The organism is Stenotrophomonas sp. MYb57 (genome assembly GCF_002966815.1).
Taxonomy (GTDB): domain Bacteria; phylum Pseudomonadota; class Gammaproteobacteria; order Xanthomonadales; family Xanthomonadaceae; genus Stenotrophomonas; species Stenotrophomonas indicatrix.
Window position 1 is genome coordinate 4,141,179 of sequence record NZ_CP023271.1, and the last position, 15,752, is coordinate 4,156,930.

The following is a 15,752-nucleotide window of genomic DNA, read 5'->3' on the forward strand; positions in this document are numbered from 1 at the left end:
TCCGGCGGAATGAACGGGATCACCGGCACGGCCAATCCCACGCTGACGTTTTACTGCCTTTGCTGTCGCTTGGGCAGTCTGGACAAGCACGGGCCAGGATGGTTATTCCTCACGTTGCAGCCGTCGTTCACGTTCGCGTTCCTCCGCGCTGGCCACGCACCGGCCCTGCACGGCAGCAGCCGGTACCAGCCACCAGCGGCGGCGGTTGGCGATCCCGGCCAGCTCGGCACGGTCGCGGTCGATGCAGGGCAGCAGCGCGTCTTCGTGGACCAGCAACCAGCGCCGCCGGGGCGCCAGCTGTTGCCATTCCACCGCCGCAGCCAGCTGTGCATCCCAGGGCTCGTTGAAACCGAAGGTGGCTGCCGGGCGGTCGGCCATCAGCAGATTCTGCTCTTTCCAGGCCACCAGTCCCAGCTCGGCATCGGCGCCGATACGCTGGCCGGTGTGCCGCATCAGGCCGCGGGCGGAACTTGAATCATTCAGCAGCGGATAGCCGATCAGGCTGTACAGCACCCAGACGGCAGTCAGGGTCGAGACCAGGGCCAGCTCGCGGCGGCCGCGCCCGAACAGCAGCAGGCTGGCCACACCCCAGCCGCCCATCGCCATCGCCGCCCAGGCCAGGGCGTTCATTTCGCCATTGCCGATGCCCCGCGTCTGCATCAGCCGCACTTCGAAGCCGGGCTTGCCCATCAGGGCAGACAACCCCGCGGCCAACGTCCCCAGCGACAGCAGCAGGGTGAACGCGCCCAGCAGCCACTGCACATCGCGCCGGCGCAGCAGCCCCGGCAGCAACGGCGCCAGTGCCAGGCAGAACATCGGCAACGCCGGCAGGATGTAGACGTCGCGCTTGCCATTGGGGATCGAGAAGAACAGCACGATCAGCGCCCACCAGCCCAGCAGCAACAGATAGCGTGCGTCCCGGCGCTGCAGCCGGCGCCGCCAGGCGAGGATCGCCCACGGCACCGCCAGGAAGGCCGGAATCCACATCGACGGCATGGTGCCCAGGAAGTACCACCATGGCTGGTGGTGGTCCCACGATTGCGCATAGCGCTTGGCGGTCTGCCGGAACAGGATGTCGTCCATGTAGGCCAGGTATTCGCCGGAACGGGTGGCCAGCGCGGTCATCACCATCGGCACCAGCCACAGCGCGACGGCCAGCACGAACGCCAACGGCGCCAACCAGAAGCGCAGGTCGCGTGCATGCAGCCGCACCCGCGGCCAGTGCAGCGCCGAACCGATCACCGCTGGCACGATCATCAGCAGCGCGATCACGCCCACGCCCTTGGTGATCACCCCGATGCCGGCAAAGAACCAGCCCAGCCACCACCAGCGCCAGGCAGGCCCCAGCAGCAGGTGGCGCAGCAGACCATAGTTGGCCAGGGTGATGAACAACACCACCAGCGGGTCGATCTGCGCTTTCTTCGACTGGAAGGTGAACTGCAGGGCGAACAGCAGCGCCCAGCCAGCGTACAGACCGACCTGGCGTGTCCACAGGCGCCGGCCGAGGTCGACCACGCACCACAGCGTACCCAGTGCAGCGATCAGCGAAGGCAGCAGGAACGCCACGCGCCAGTTGCCGATCACGCTGTACAGCGTGGCCTGCCACCACATCAGCATCGGCGGCTTGTCCGAGTACAGCTCCAGCCCACGGTGCGGGAACAGCCAGTCGCCGCTGTCCACCATCTGCTTGGCGACCAGGGCGAAGCGCGGTTCGTCCGAGGGCCAGGGATCGCGTAATCCCAGGCCGGCACCCAACACCAACAGGGCCATCACAACGAACAGCCATGTCTGGCGTGACGCGCGGGTTTTCAGCATGGGGGCTCGGACAGCGGTTGGGTCAGCCCTTTTTTAGCAGACGCGCGTAGAAAAATCCGTCAGCATCGTTTTCACCGGGCAGGCGCTGGCGAGCAATACCGTCACAATCCAGACCAAATGCGTCATCCAGCGCGACCGCTTCCGCATCCGCGTGCCATTTCAGGAAGCCCTTTACCTGATCGACGTTTTCCGCGCGCAGGATCGAGCAGGTGGCATACAGCAACACACCACCGGGGCGCAGCATCGACCAGCAGGCTTCCAGCAGGCGGGCCTGGATGCCGACCAGCGCATCGATGTCTTCCGCACGGCGATGGAACATCACGTCCGGTTGCCGGCGGATGACGCCGGTGGCCGAGCACGGTGCGTCCAGCAGGATCGCGTCGAACGGAACGCCGTCCCACCATGCCCCCGGATCGCTGGCATCGGCCACCAGGACCTGGGCGCCTTCGCCCACACCGGTGCGGGCGAACGTATCCCTGGCGCGCGCCAGACGACGGGCATCGATATCCAGCGCCAGCAATCGCAGGCTGGGGTCACGCTCGAGCAGGTGCGCCGACTTGCCGCCCGGGGCGGCACAGGCGTCGAGCACGCGGCTGCCTGCCGGCGGCGCCAGCGCGTCAGCAGCACACTGCGCCGACAGATCCTGCACCGACAGCAGGCCTTCGCCGAAGCCGGGCAGCTGGTTCACCGGAACCGGCACGGCCAGCCGCAGCGCATCGGCACTCAGCGCGCTGGCCTCGGCGGCAATGCCCGCCTCGGCCAGGGCCGCCATCATCTTGTCGCGCCCGCCCTGCTGGCGGTTGGCACGCAGCCACAGCGGCGCTGGCTGCAGGCTGGCGGCGAAGATCGCCTCGGCCTGTGCCGGCCAGTCGTGCTCGACGGCCTCGGCCAGCCATGCCGGAAATGCGTCGCGCGCCGGTTGTTCGGGGAAGCCTTCGCGCTGGGCCCGTCGCAGGATCGCATTGACCAGGCCAGCCTGGCGTTCGCGGCCAAGTGCGCGTGCAGCATCGACCGTCGCCGACAGGGCCGCATGGGCAGGCAGTTCCAGCACATCCAGCTGGGCGAAGCCCACCATCAGCAACGTGCGCAGGTCGGCATCGCGTGCGGACAGCGGCTTCTGCATCCATCCCTGCAGGGCGGCGTCATAGGTGCTGCGACGGCGCAGCACCGCAAAGCACAACGCTTCAAGCAGCGCGCGGTCGCGGGTGTCGGACAGCTTCGGCAGCGCCCAGGCCAGTTCCGCCTTGAGCGAACGACCGCGGGTGAACACCTGCGCCAGCACGCGCGCAGCCAGCATGCGGGTGGCCGCGCCCGGCGCCGCCTTGGCGATGGAAAAATCGTTTGCCTTGCTCACCCGTCAAACCCCCACGCGCAGATCACGGCGCGCATTGAGGTAGTCGGCAGCGGTGATTGCCTTGCCGCCTTCGCGCTGCAGCACGCGCAGGCGCAACGCGCCCTGCCCGCAGGCGATGTCGATGCCCTCGCGGCCCGCGGCCAGCACCGTGCCCGGCGCCTGGCCATGCGTCACATCCAGCGCAACCGCGCCGTGGATGCGCACGCGCTCACCGGCCAGCAGTGCCTCGGCAATCGGCCACGGATTGAATGCACGCACCGTGCGCGCCAACGCTTCTGCGTCCTGCGCCCAGTCAAGTTTTGCCTCGGCCTTGTCCAGCTTGTGCGCGTATGTCACGCCCTGCTCCGGCTGCGGCCGTGCGATCGGCTTGATGCCGGCGCGCAGCAGGCCCAGCCCATCGGACAGCACCTGCGCGCCGAGCTCGGCCAGCTTGTCGTGCAGCTGGCCACCGGTATCGGTAGCGGCGATCGGCAGCTCCTGGTGCAGAAGCACCGGGCCCGTATCCAGGCCGGCTTCCATCTGCATCAGGCAGATGCCGGTCTTGCTGTCACCGGCCTGGATGGCGCGCTGGATCGGTGCGGCGCCACGCCAGCGCGGCAGCAGCGAACCATGCACGTTCCAGCAACCGTGGGTCGGAATGGTCAGCACCGCCTTGGGCAGGATCAGGCCATAGGCCACCACCACCATCAGGTCCGGCTGCAGGTCACGCAGCTGCTGCTGGGCCGCTTCGTCCTTCAGCGTTTCCGGCTGGTACACGGGGATGCCACGGGCGACCGCTTCCAGCTTGACCGGCGAAGGTGCCAGCCCACGGCCGCGACCGGCTGGGCGATCGGGTTGGGTATAGACAGCCACCACCTCGTGATGACGCGCGGCCGCGCGCAGCGACGACACCGCGAATTCCGGCGTACCGGCAAAGACAATCCTCATGGCAACCCCACTTGCAGGATGAAATCGTGCAGGAAAAAAAACGGCGCCGTCGGCCGGCGCCATGCAGCCCGCGCGTCACGCGCAGGCGCGGGCCACCCCGAAGGGCGGCCCGGAGCAGCGATCACGCCACGTGCTTGCGCTGCTTGGCCAGCTTCTTGCGGACCATCTCGCGCTTCAGCGGCGACAGGTAATCGATGAACAGCTTGCCGTCCAGATGGTCCATCTCGTGCTGCACGCAGACCGCCAGCAGGCCGTCGGTGGTCAACTCCTGCGGCTGCCCCTGGCGATCCAGGAACTTGACGGTGATGGTGTCGGCACGGGTCACGTCGGCGAAGATGCCGGGCACCGACAGGCAGCCTTCCTGGTACACCTGGCCCCCGTCCTTGGCGACGATTTCCGGGTTGATGAAGACGCGCGGCTCGTTCTTTTCTTCGCTCACGTCGATGACCATGAAGCGCTGGTGCACGTCCACCTGGCTGGCAGCCAGGCCGATGCCCGGGGCGTCGTACATGGTCTCGAACATGTTGTCGAGCAGCTCCTGGAACGCCGGCGTGGTCACTTCGGCGGCATCGATCAACGCAGCCTTGGTACGCAGGCGCGGATCGGGGAACTCAAGGATGGGGAGTAAAGCCATGGCAGTTTCCGGGGTTGGGGCCGGGGTACGCCGGCATACGTCGCAGATTCTAGCTCCAACGCTTGCCTTGCGCCCCGGTTTCTGGACTATAGTGCGCGAACCTGTTGGGGAATCAGGGCTTCACACCTATGTTGCTTCGTTTTCGTACGGTCGTCGCCGCGGCGATGCTGACCGTGGCTGCCTATGCTACCGCCGTGGAAGTGAATGGCGGGCACCCGGACACCTATGTGGTCCGCAAAGGGGACACCCTGTGGGACATCGCAGGACGATTCCTGCAGAAACCATGGCTGTGGCCGGAGATATGGCAGGCCAATCCGCAGGTCGCCAATCCACACCTGATCTATCCCGGTGACGTCCTCAGCCTGGCCTACCTGGACCGCGTGACGGCCCAGCCCGGCCCGCGCCAGGAAGCCCCGGTAACCGGCGTGCCGCTGGCCCAGGTCGAGCCGTTCCTGAAGCAGCTCAGCGTGGTCGACAGCATCGAACAGCTGCCCTATGTGGTCGGCCTGGAAGACAACCGCCTGCGCGCCACCGGTGGGCAGACCGCCTATGTGCGCCTGGCCGACGCCCAGGTCGGGCAGCGCTGGGCCGTGGTCCGCCCGACCGTGCGCTACGCCCAGCCCAAGCCCACCGAGGACCTGACCGCCAACGGCGACGTCACCCCGGGCAGCGGCAATCTCTGGAAGGCGTTCAGCGCACCCAACCACCGCCGCGGCGTGCTGGGTTACGAGCTGGCACAGGTCGGCACCGGCACCATCACCCAGGTGGCTGGCGGCAAGACCGAAGCGTCAACCCTGGTCCTGGACAACGCCAGTGGCGGCCGTGAAGTGCGTGCCGGCGACCGTCTGGTGCCGGTCGAGGCCACGCCGTACGACCTGCAGTTCTTCCCGCATGTCCCCGCCGCCGGCGTGGAAGGCGTGGATGTACGCGTGCTGGCAGTCACCGACATGTTCAGCACCGGCGGTCCGCGCGATGTGATCGCGATTTCGGCTGGCCGCGCCCAGGGCGTGGACAACGGCACCGTGTTCTCGCTGTGGCGCCAGGGCAGCCACGTGGCGCACCGGATGAAGTTCCCGGGGTCCTCGCGCATGGACGACTCGGTCAGCACGGGCGCCGGCCGGGTCAGCCTGCCCGATGAGTACGCCGCGCATGCCATGGTCTTCCGCACCTTCGACAACGTCAGCTACGCGTTGGTGATGCAGGGTGTGAAGCCGGTGCGTGTGGGCTACAGCGCGCTGCATCCGGACACGAAATGATCCGGCGCCGGGCCCCGACCGGCCTCGGCAGGGAGTGCCGGCCGCATCGGCCGGCAACCTCCGGGATACCCTGACAGCAATACGCGAAGGCGCCCTAGGGCGCCTTTGTTGCGTGAGGCCGATAGTCGGGGGATGACTGAGCATGGACATGAGGCGCTGCTGCGCCTGTTGATCGCAGCTGGTTCCCTGGCACCCAGGCGCGCGCTGCTGCAGACCACCGGCAATGCGGATGCAGCGTTGGCGCTCGGTGTTGCCGGCTGGCGGGCCCACGGCTGCACGGCGGAACAATGCGCTGCGCTGGAGCGTCCCGACACCCGCGCCCTCGCGCTTGCGCAGCGCTGGCTGCAGCAGCCTGATCATCATCTGCTGGCCTGCAACGATGCGGCTTTCCCGCCCCTCCTGCTCGATGCACCCAACCCGCCCCTGGCGCTGTTCGTTGCCGGGGATCCAGCCATCGCCTGGCGTCCTGCGGTGGCCCTGGTCGGCAGCCGTTCACCCACCCCCGCCGGCCGTGCCCTGGCCGCCCGGTTTGCCACCTGCTTCGTCGAGGCCGGGCTGGCGGTGACCAGTGGATTGGCGGCAGGCATCGATGCAGCCGCCCACCAGGCGGCACTGGACGCGGGCGGCTGCACCCTCGCGGTGATAGGCACTGGCCCGGACCGCGCCTATCCCACCAGCCATGCCCGCCTGCAGGCAAGAATCGCCACCGACGGCGCGGTGCTCAGCGAGTACCTGCCAGGTACGCCCGCACGGCCGGGTCACTTCCCCGCGCGCAACCGGCTGGTGGCCGGGTTGGCCCTGGCCACGGTGGTGGTCGAGGCCGCACAACGCTCGGGCGCCCTGATCACCGCCCGGCTGGCAGCCGAAGCCGGCCGCGAGGTCTGCGCGATACCCGGGTCGGTGCTCAATCCGCGCGCCGCCGGCTGCCACCGGCTCATCCGTGAAGGGGTTGCCCTGGTCGAACGGCCCGAAGAAGTGCTGGAACTGCTGGCCCCGGCACTGCGTCACCAGCTTCCGGACTTGCAAACCCGGCTTGCCACCCCCACTGAACAGGCAGCGCCGGCGGACCTGCCGGCATGCTGGGCGAACGACGCTGACTACCAGCGCTTGTGGCGGGTGCTGGAGCACGACCCAATCAGTATGGATTCACTGATCACGCAGTGTGGATTGACGGCGTCGGAGGTGTCCTCCATGCTGCTGGCCATGGAACTTGCGGGGATCGTGGTGTGCGTACACGGCCGCTACTGTCGACGTCCCTAGTTTCTTCACCTCCACAGCGTCGCGCGACGCAGGCCGAGGGGCAATGAAAGAGAGCATCCTGGATGTACTGTTGTACCTGTTTGAACACTATTTCAGCGAAGATGCGGACCTGATCCGTGACCGCGACTCACTGCAGAATGGCCTGATCCAGGCCGGTTTCAGCCCCACTGAGATCAACAAGGCATTCGAATGGCTCGATGCCCTGGCAGCGCAGCGCCCAAGCGCGGCCCAGGCCCGGGTCGATGGCCCGGTGCGCATCTATCACGGCCCGGAGCTGGACAAGCTTGACGTGGAGTGCCGTGGTTTCCTGCTGTACCTGGAACAGCACGGCATCCTCGATGCCGGCCAGCGCGAGCTGGTGCTGGACCGGGCGATGGCCCTGGACCAGGACGAACTGGACCTGGACGACCTGAAATGGGTCGTGCTGATGGTGCTGTTCAACCAGCCCGGCGCCGAGGCGGCCTACGCCTGGATGGAAACGCAGATGTTCGTGGACGAGCCAGAACCCCTGCACTGACCGTACACTTGGGGACCGTGCGCATTCAGGAGCGTCCCCGTGAGTGAGTGGTTCCATGCCGAAGGCAACCGCCAGCAAGGCCCGTTGCCCTCGGAACAGTTGATCGAGCTGTTCCGCAGCAACCAGATCACCCTGGACACCCTCGTATGGCGCGACGGCTTGCCGCAATGGCAGCCGTTGCGCAACGCGGTCGACGAACTGGGCCTGATCGTGCCCGCCGTTGATGCAGCCGCCACGGCACCACCGCCGCCGCCTGCCGCCCCTCTGCCGCCCACCCTTCCCCCCGCCTCTCCGTACGCGACCACGCCGATGGACGCTGCCCCGGTCGCGAAGAAGGGCCTGTCCGGCTGCGCGTTGACCGCCATCATCGGCGGCGTCGCACTGCTGGTGGTGGTGCCGATCCTGGCCATCCTGGCCGCGATCGCCCTGCCGGCCTACAACGACTACACCATCAAGGCCAAGGTCGCCGGCGCGGTCACCGTGCTGCAGCCGCTGAAGGACAAGGTCCAGCACTTCGCCGATGACCAGGGCCGCTGCCCGGGCGCCAACGACGCCGGCTTCCCGGCGGCGGACGAATTCGCAGGCCAGGGCCTGTCGGCCGTGCATATCGGCCGCTTCAACAATGGCCACTGCGGCATCGAAGCGACGCTGGCGGTTCCCGGCAAGAGCCAGGATGGCGACCTGCTCTGGCTCGAATACGACCGCGACAGCGGGCGCTGGGAATGCAGCGGCGAAAGCGACGACAAGTATCTGCCCACGCAATGCCGCGGCTGAGCCGCGCACCGGGCAACCCACCAAGGACGACCCAACAGGGGACATGCAATGACTGAGTGGTACTACGCCGAAGGACAGCAACGCCAGGGACCGCTGGAGGTCACCGAGATCCGCCAGCGCTTTCAGCGTGGCCAGTTGAACCTGGACACCCTGGTCTGGCGCGAAGGCATGGGGCAGTGGGCGCCGCTGCGGCAGATGGTGGAAGAGCTGGGCCTGCAGACCCTGGCCGATGCCAGCACATCCACCGCCACCGGTGGCTTCGACCTGCGCAACGACTACGCCGCGATCGACAACGGCACCGCGCCCCTGCCGGGCACCGGCGCCCTCAGCAGCTCGCCGTACACCGCGCCCGGTGCAGGTGGCAGTGACTACTCGCAGCCGGTGCAGGGCGGCGAGGTGGTCTATGCCGGCTTCTGGAAGCGCTTTGCCGCCTACCTGATCGATTACTTCGTCCTGCTGATTCCCAGCGGCGTGGTCGGTGGCGTACTGGGCTTCGTGCTCGGCGCGGGCATGGGCGCTGCCGGCAGCGGCGAAACAGCGGTGGAAGTGGTCACCCAGCTGATCAGTGGCCTGGCAGGCCTGTTCATCGCCGCCGCCTACTACGGCTGGTTCCATGCCTCCCGCGGCGGTGCCACCCTCGGCAAGATGGCCATCGGCATCAAGGTCGTGCGCGGCAATGGCGATCGCCTGACCCTGGGCCGCAGCATCGGCCGCTATTTCGCCACCATCCTCAGTGGCCTGACACTGTGCATCGGCTACTTGATGGCCGCCTTCACCGAGCGCAAGCAGGGCCTGCATGACCTGATCTGCGACACGGTGGTGGTCGACCGCTGGGCCTATACCGACCAGCCGCAGCTGCAGCGCCGCGAGATGGGCACGGTGACCATCGTGATCCTGGTGCTGGGCGGCCTGCTGATGCTGGCCGGTTTCGCCGCGATCATCTTCGCCGTCGGCGTCATCGCCAACATGGCGTCGTGATCGCGGATCGAGGGCCAATGCGCCGTCGCGGACGGCCATCCTCACGCCCCCCTGCTTGACAATGGCAGGCCGGGCGTGATTCCTCTAATAAGGTGAAACCTGAACGCCCGGCACAGTCCCGGGCGTTCAGTTTATTGATTTGCCCGTGGCCGCTTCACTAATGCGGCCGTTTGCTCCACCCTAGCGGCCCTTCCCCGCGGCTTACCCACAGACCCTGCTGCCATGCCCAAGCACCTGCTCATCGTTGAATCGCCGGCCAAAGCCAAGACGATCAACAAATACCTCGGCAAGGACTACACGGTCCTGGCCTCGTATGGGCACGTGCGTGACCTGATCCCGAAGGAAGGCGCGGTTGACCCGGACAACGGGTTCGCCATGCATTACGACGTGATCGAGAAGAACGAAAAGCATGTCGATGCGATCGCCAAGGCCGCAAAGGGCGCCGACGACATCCTGCTGGCGACCGACCCGGATCGCGAGGGTGAAGCGATCAGCTGGCATATCGCCGAGATCCTGAAGGAGCGTGGGCTGGTCAAGGACAAGCCGATGCAGCGCGTGGTGTTCACCGAGATCACCCCGCGCGCGATCAAGGAAGCCATCAGCCAGCCGCGCGAGATCGCCAGCGACCTGGTCGACGCCCAGCAGGCGCGCCGCGCGCTGGACTACTTGGTCGGTTTCAACCTGTCGCCGGTGCTGTGGCGCAAGGTCCAGCGCGGCCTGTCCGCAGGCCGCGTGCAGAGCCCGGCGCTGCGCATGATCGTCGAGCGCGAGGAAGAGATCGAAGCCTTCATCGCCCGCGAGTACTGGTCGATCGCCGCCGAGTGCGCGCACCCCTCGCAGCATTTCAACGCCAAGCTGGTCAAGCTGGACGGGCAGAAGTTCGAGCAGTTCACCGTCACCGACGGCGACACCGCCGAGGCCGCCCGCCTGCGCATCCAGCAGGCCGCACAGGGCGCCCTGCATGTCACCGACGTGGCCAGCAAGGAGCGCAAGCGCCGCCCCGCGCCGCCGTTCACCACCTCCACGCTGCAGCAGGAAGCCTCGCGCAAGCTCGGTTTCACCACGCGCAAGACCATGCAGGTCGCGCAGAAGCTGTACGAAGGCGTGGACATCGGCGGCGACGAAGGCACGGTCGGCCTGATCTCGTACATGCGTACCGACTCGGTGAACCTGTCACAGGACGCGCTGGCCGAAATCCGCGACGTGATTGCCCGTGATTACGGCATCGCCTCGCTGCCCGACCAGCCCAACACCTACCAGACCAAGTCCAAGAACGCCCAGGAAGCGCACGAAGCGGTGCGCCCGACCTCGGCACTGCGCACCCCGTCCCAGGTCGCGCGGTTCCTGACCGACGACGAGCGCAAGCTGTACGAGCTGATCTGGAAGCGTGCAGTGGCCTGCCAGATGATCCCGGCAACGCTCAACACCGTCAGCGTGGACCTGTCGGCCGGCAGCGAACATGTGTTCCGCGCCAGCGGCACCACGGTGGTCGTACCCGGCTTCCTGGCCGTGTACGAGGAAGGCAAGGACAGCAAGAGCGCCGAGGATGACGATGAAGGCCGCAAGCTGCCGGCGATGAAGCCGGGCGACCGCGTGCCGCTGGAGCGCATCGTGGCCGACCAGCACTTCACCCAGCCGCCGCCGCGCTTCACCGAAGCGGCGCTGGTGAAGGCGCTGGAAGAGTACGGCATCGGTCGTCCTTCGACCTACGCCTCGATCATCCAGACCCTGCTGTTCCGCAAGTACGTGGAAATGGAAGGCCGCAGCTTCCGCCCGTCCGATGTCGGCCGTGCGGTGTCCAAGTTCCTGTCCAGCCACTTCACCCAGTACGTCGACTACGACTTCACCGCCAAGCTGGAGGACGAGCTCGATGCCGTCTCGCGTGGCGAGGAAGAGTGGATTCCGCTGATGTCGCGCTTCTGGGGACCGTTCAAGGAACTGGTCGAAGACAAGAAGGAATCGGTCGACCGTGCCGAGGCCAGTGGTGCGCGCGAACTGGGTACCGACCCGAAGACCGGCAAGCCGGTCAGCGTGCGCCTGGGCCGGTTCGGGCCGTACGCGGCCATCGGCAGCACCGCCGAGGATGCCGAGGACAAGCCCAAGTTCGCTTCGCTGCGGCCGGGCCAGTCGATGCACACCATTTCCCTGGAAGACGCGCTGGAGCTGTTCCTGATGCCGCGCGCGCTGGGTGAGGACAAGGGCGAGGACGTCAGCGTCGGCATCGGCCGCTTCGGCCCGTTCGCCAAGCGCGGCAGCACCTACGCCTCGCTGAAGAAGGAAGACGACCCGTACACCATCGACCTGGCCCGCGCCGTGTTCCTGATCGAAGAGAAGGAAGAAATCGCGCGCAACCGGATCATCAAGGAGTTCGAGGGCAGCGACATCCAGGTGCTGAACGGTCGTTTCGGCCCGTACATCAGCGACGGCAAGATGAACGGCAAGATCCCCAAGGATCGTGAACCGGTATCGCTGACCCTGGCCGAGGTGCAGCAGTTGATGGAAGAAACCGGCAAGCCGGTGCGCAAGGGCTTCGGCGCCAAGAAGGCCGCCGCCAAGAAGGCACCGGCAAAGAAGGCGGCAGTGAAGAAGGAAGCCGCGCCGAAGAAGGCTGCTGCCAAGAAGGCGCCGGCCAAGAAGGCGGCTGCGAAGAAGGCCGTGGCCAAGAAGGCACCGGCAAAGAAGGCCGTAAAGAAGGCGGTCAAGAAGGCTGCCAAGTAGATCCACGCCATGCGTGGATGATCTGCCAAGGTGAGCGGACCCACGCGGTCCGCCCCCACCGCTCCACCCGCTCTGCACGCAGCGGGGGGATAATGAAGGCCCACGCCGGGCCCGGTCGCCGCCATGAAAGAACTCACACTGGACACCGCAGTCGCCACGCTCCGCAGTGGCGGGGTGATTGCCTACCCGACCGAAGCGGTCTGGGGCCTGGGTTGCGATCCTGCGCACGAGGCAGCGGTGCACACGCTGCTGCGACTGAAGCAGCGCCCGATCGAGAAAGGCATGATCCTGGTGGCCGCTGACCTGTCGCAGCTGCAGGGCTGGGTGGCCCTGCAGGCGCTGCCCGATGCACGCCAGCGCGCAGTGCTCGCCAGCTGGCCCGGCGCCAACACCTGGATCCTGCCCGCCGGTACCCGCGCGCCCGGCTGGATCACCGGCGAACACAGCGGCATCGCGGTACGCATCAGCGCCCACCCGCTGGTCGCAGCGCTGTGCCAGGCCTGGGGTGGCCCCCTGGTATCAACCAGCGCCAACCTTGCCGGCGAGCCCCCCGCGCGCAGCCGCGAAGAACTGGACCCACGCCTGCTGCGCCTGCTCGACGGCATCCTCGATGGGCAGACCGGCGGCCTGGCCCAACCCACGCCGATCCGCGACGCGCTCAGTGGCAACGTACTGCGCTCCTGACAGGTCGATTGCGTCGGCGTTGCCGATCGCGCACGCTGCGCCCATGACCCTGCTGCGCCCTGTCCTGTCTCTGGCCCTGCTGCTGTCGTTGCCGGCCCTTGCCGCCGACGACGTGCGGGTCTACCGCTGCGTCGCCAGCAATGGTGCCGTCGCGCTGCAGGACAAGCCCTGCACGGCCGGCCGCCAGCAAGTGCGCGACCTGCAACGGCCGCGCGACCCGCCGCCACGGGTGGTCAGCACCGAGGCCGCGCCGCCCGCACCGGTGCAGACGCCAGCGATGCGCGAGCGCGAGGTGCGCCATGTCTACATCCAGCCGCCACAGCCGATGTACGAATGCGTGAGTGAAGACGGCGACCGCTACACCAGCGACAACAACGAAGGGAATCCGCGCTGGGTGCCGCTGTGGACCACGGTCTGGTACCCGCATGGTCATCCTGGCGGTGCGTACCCCGGACCGCATCCGGGGCCGCGTCCGGCCGGCAGCGGCAACACCATCGGTACCCCCATCGGCGGCGGGCCTGCGGTGTATCGCCCGCCGTCAGTGGGCGTCGGTGTCAACGTGCCTGCCGGCAACATCCTGGTGCGCGATACCTGCCACGCCCTGCCCCCGCAGGAAGTGTGCGCACGCCTGCGTGATCGTCGCTGGGAACTGGACCGGCGTTACAACAGCGCGCTGCAGAGCGAGCGCACCGCGATCAGCAAGGAGCAGCGTGGCATCGACGCGCGGCTGGCGCAGGACTGCGGCGGCTGAGCCCTGCGCTGGGGGCCATGCCCCCGCTTTGGTAGACGCCCACCTTGGTGGGCACTGGCAAACAGCGGTGCCAACCAAGGTTGGCAATTACCGGGGCATCTGAGCCCTGCGCTGGGGACGGTACCCCCTCTTTGGTAGATGCCCACCTTGGTGGGCACTGGCAAACAACGGTGCCAACCAAGGTTGGCAACTACCGGGGCATGGACCACCGCTGTAGGCTGCTCGCATGAGAAGACTGATCTGGCTGGCCATGGCCCTGTTGCCCGGCAACGCGTTGGCCGATGACATGGTGATCTACCGCTGCATGGGCAGCAGCGATGTTCCTACGTTGCAGCGCACCCCCTGCCCCGCCGGCACCCGCCAGCAGATCCAGCGCGTCCCTGCGCCAGCCGCCGCAGCACCCGCTGCGCCGGTGCAGAACAGCCCCACTCCGCCGCCTGCAGCGATGCCGTCCGTGGACGTCGCCGCCGAGCCTGCCGCGACGCAGCCACGTGAGGGCCGAACGATCATGGAAGCACGCATGGTCGAGCACGAAGGCGGCGACGCCATACTCGACAGCGCGGTGCTGCCACGTTCGAGCGACGCCACGTCGGGGGATGGCAACACACCGTCAAAGCCACCGCTGCCGGCGATCTATCAATGCCTCGGCAGCGAGGGAAGCTCGTACCTGCATGAGTACGAGGCTGCACCAGGCCGCTGCGAACTGCTGAACGTGCAGGGCCTGGGCGGAGCGACACCGGTGAACGCCGCCAGCTGCGAGGTGGTCCGGGACCGCTGCACTGAAGTGGCCGAAGCGCAGCGCTGCGGCAGCTGGCAGCAGCGCTTCCGCGATGCACGCGGTCGCGAGCGCTTTGCTGCGCCCGAAAACCAACCGGCAGCGCGCGGCGAACGCGAACGCCTGCAGGCCGTGCTGGAAGCCAGCGACTGCCCCGTACCGAAGTAGAGCATCCACGCCCGCCGTGGATGCCTCCATCCGCAGCGGGCGGTCCCGTCAGAACCCGTATCGCAGGAAGCCGCCATCCACCGCGATGCATTCGCCGGTGACATAGCTCGATGCCGGCAGGCACAGGAAGCCCACGGCCGAGGCCACTTCCTCCGGTTCACCGATGCGCCGCATCGGCGTGCGTCCGATCACTTCCTCGTAGTAGTCGGTATCGGACAGCGGGCCCGAAGTGCGACGGGTCCGGATGTACCACGGCGCTACTGCATTGACCCGGATGCCGTCCTCGGCCCACTCCACCGCGAGGTTGCGGGTCATCTGGTGCATCGCCGCCTTGGTCATGCCATAGACCACGCCGCTGCGCACATGGGTCAGGCCGGACACGCTGCCGACGTTGACGATGGCCGATGAAGCGTGGCGCGCGAGCAACGGATGCGCATAGCGCGACAGCTCGAACGCCGAGAACAGATTGGTCTCGAAAATGCCGCGCCACTCGTCTTCGGAATATTCCGTGGCGGGCTTGGTGATGTTGCCACCGGCATTGTTGACCAGGATGTGGAGGCCGTCGGCGTGGTCCTCAACCCAGTCCAGGATCTGCCGGCGATCTTCGTCATCGGACACATCGGCGGCCAAGGCATGCACCTGGTGCTGCGGATACACATCCAGCAGTTCGTCGCGGGCACTCTCCAGCATGTCCAGGTCGCGGCCGACGATCATCAGATCGGCGCCGAGACCCGCCAGTTCATGCGCGATCGCCAGGCCGATACCGGCGCTGGCACCGGTGATCAGGGCCGTCTGCCCATCCAGGCGCCACCGTTGCTGGGTCATATGTCCTCCGGGGCCGCGCCCACTGTGTTTCGATGCGGCAAGGATACGCGCTCACGACCGTCCGCCGCCCGGGATGCGACACTGGCTGCACGTCCCTCGTGGAGAGCTGCCATGCGCGTCCTGATTCCCGTCCTGCTGTCGGCCGTCGCGCTGGCCGGGTGCCAGCGCCCTGCACCGCCCAATCCCGAACGACCACCGCAACCGCAGGCGATGGCCAAGGCGATCAATCAACCGCTGGACCGCGCAAAGGCCGTGCAGAAGACCCTGGACGAGACGGCCGAACGCGAGCGCAAGGCAGAGGCCGACGCGCAGTAGA

The 15,752-nt window shown here is 67.5% G+C and carries 15 protein-coding genes; 10 read left to right on the forward strand and 5 right to left on the reverse strand.

Going from position 1 to position 15,752, the window contains the following annotated elements; translation table 11 throughout:
- Positions 1-102: 102 nt before the first annotated feature.
- The 4 genes from CLM74_RS18930 to def all read right to left on the reverse strand — a co-directional run bounded on the left by CLM74_RS18930 (position 103) and on the right by def (position 4,730).
- Positions 103-1,815 (reverse strand): glycosyltransferase family 39 protein, encoded by a 1,713-nt coding sequence (locus tag CLM74_RS18930; RefSeq protein WP_105164719.1) that lies wholly within the window; start codon positions 1,813-1,815, stop codon positions 103-105.
- Positions 1,816-1,837: 22 nt separating this feature from the next.
- Positions 1,838-3,169 carry a 16S rRNA (cytosine(967)-C(5))-methyltransferase RsmB gene (gene rsmB / locus CLM74_RS18935; RefSeq protein ID WP_105164720.1) on the reverse strand — a complete coding sequence of 444 codons (1,332 nt, stop codon included), beginning with the start codon at positions 3,167-3,169 and terminating at the stop codon, positions 1,838-1,840.
- Between the two features lie 3 nt (positions 3,170-3,172).
- Entirely contained in the window at positions 3,173-4,096 is a 924-nt protein-coding gene (gene fmt, locus CLM74_RS18940; RefSeq protein ID WP_025879058.1) for a methionyl-tRNA formyltransferase, read from the reverse strand.
- 121 nt (positions 4,097-4,217) lie between these two features.
- Positions 4,218-4,730 carry a peptide deformylase gene (gene def / locus CLM74_RS18945; protein WP_025879059.1) on the reverse strand — a complete coding sequence of 171 codons (513 nt, stop codon included), beginning with the start codon at positions 4,728-4,730 and terminating at the stop codon, positions 4,218-4,220.
- 128 nt (positions 4,731-4,858) lie between these two features.
- Between def and CLM74_RS18950 the strand changes: the two genes are divergently transcribed.
- From CLM74_RS18950 to CLM74_RS18990, 9 genes are all read left to right on the forward strand, one after another.
- Positions 4,859-5,986: a LysM peptidoglycan-binding domain-containing protein gene (locus CLM74_RS18950; RefSeq protein WP_105164721.1), complete on the forward strand. Its 1,128-nt coding sequence runs from the start codon at positions 4,859-4,861 to the stop codon at positions 5,984-5,986.
- Between the two features lie 132 nt (positions 5,987-6,118).
- Positions 6,119-7,246, forward strand: coding sequence for a DNA-processing protein DprA (gene dprA, locus CLM74_RS18955; protein WP_105164722.1), 1,128 nt, complete (start codon positions 6,119-6,121; stop codon positions 7,244-7,246).
- Between the two features lie 43 nt (positions 7,247-7,289).
- Positions 7,290-7,763, forward strand: a complete 474-nt coding sequence (locus tag CLM74_RS18960; RefSeq protein WP_025879062.1) for a DUF494 family protein — start codon at positions 7,290-7,292, stop codon at positions 7,761-7,763.
- A 39-nt stretch (positions 7,764-7,802) separates the two neighbouring features.
- Entirely contained in the window at positions 7,803-8,537 is a 735-nt protein-coding gene (locus CLM74_RS18965; RefSeq protein WP_105164723.1) for a GYF domain-containing protein, read from the forward strand.
- 48 nt (positions 8,538-8,585) lie between these two features.
- Positions 8,586-9,515: an RDD family protein gene (locus CLM74_RS18970; protein ID WP_059065258.1), complete on the forward strand. Its 930-nt coding sequence runs from the start codon at positions 8,586-8,588 to the stop codon at positions 9,513-9,515.
- A 222-nt stretch (positions 9,516-9,737) separates the two neighbouring features.
- Positions 9,738-12,233, forward strand: a complete 2,496-nt coding sequence (locus CLM74_RS18975; RefSeq protein ID WP_105164724.1) for a DNA topoisomerase I — start codon at positions 9,738-9,740, stop codon at positions 12,231-12,233.
- A 123-nt stretch (positions 12,234-12,356) separates the two neighbouring features.
- Complete coding sequence (locus CLM74_RS18980) at positions 12,357-12,917, forward strand: Sua5/YciO/YrdC/YwlC family protein (protein ID WP_105164725.1); 561 nt, start codon at positions 12,357-12,359, stop codon at positions 12,915-12,917.
- A 43-nt stretch (positions 12,918-12,960) separates the two neighbouring features.
- Positions 12,961-13,668 carry a hypothetical protein gene (locus CLM74_RS18985; RefSeq protein ID WP_105164726.1) on the forward strand — a complete coding sequence of 236 codons (708 nt, stop codon included), beginning with the start codon at positions 12,961-12,963 and terminating at the stop codon, positions 13,666-13,668.
- Positions 13,669-13,894: 226 nt separating this feature from the next.
- Positions 13,895-14,611 (forward strand): hypothetical protein, encoded by a 717-nt coding sequence (locus CLM74_RS18990; protein WP_105164727.1) that lies wholly within the window; start codon positions 13,895-13,897, stop codon positions 14,609-14,611.
- 48 nt (positions 14,612-14,659) lie between these two features.
- On the opposite strand, the gene CLM74_RS18995 is transcribed toward CLM74_RS18990, so the two are convergent.
- The gene (locus tag CLM74_RS18995) at positions 14,660-15,436 is read right to left on the reverse strand and encodes an SDR family oxidoreductase (RefSeq protein ID WP_025879399.1); all 777 of its coding nucleotides are present in this window, start codon (positions 15,434-15,436) and stop codon (positions 14,660-14,662) included.
- Between the two features lie 111 nt (positions 15,437-15,547).
- Here CLM74_RS18995 and CLM74_RS19000 point away from each other — a divergent pair, with 111 nt between their 5' ends.
- Positions 15,548-15,751, forward strand: a complete 204-nt coding sequence (locus tag CLM74_RS19000) for a hypothetical protein (RefSeq protein ID WP_105164728.1) — start codon at positions 15,548-15,550, stop codon at positions 15,749-15,751.
- Position 15,752: the final 1 nt, after the last annotated feature.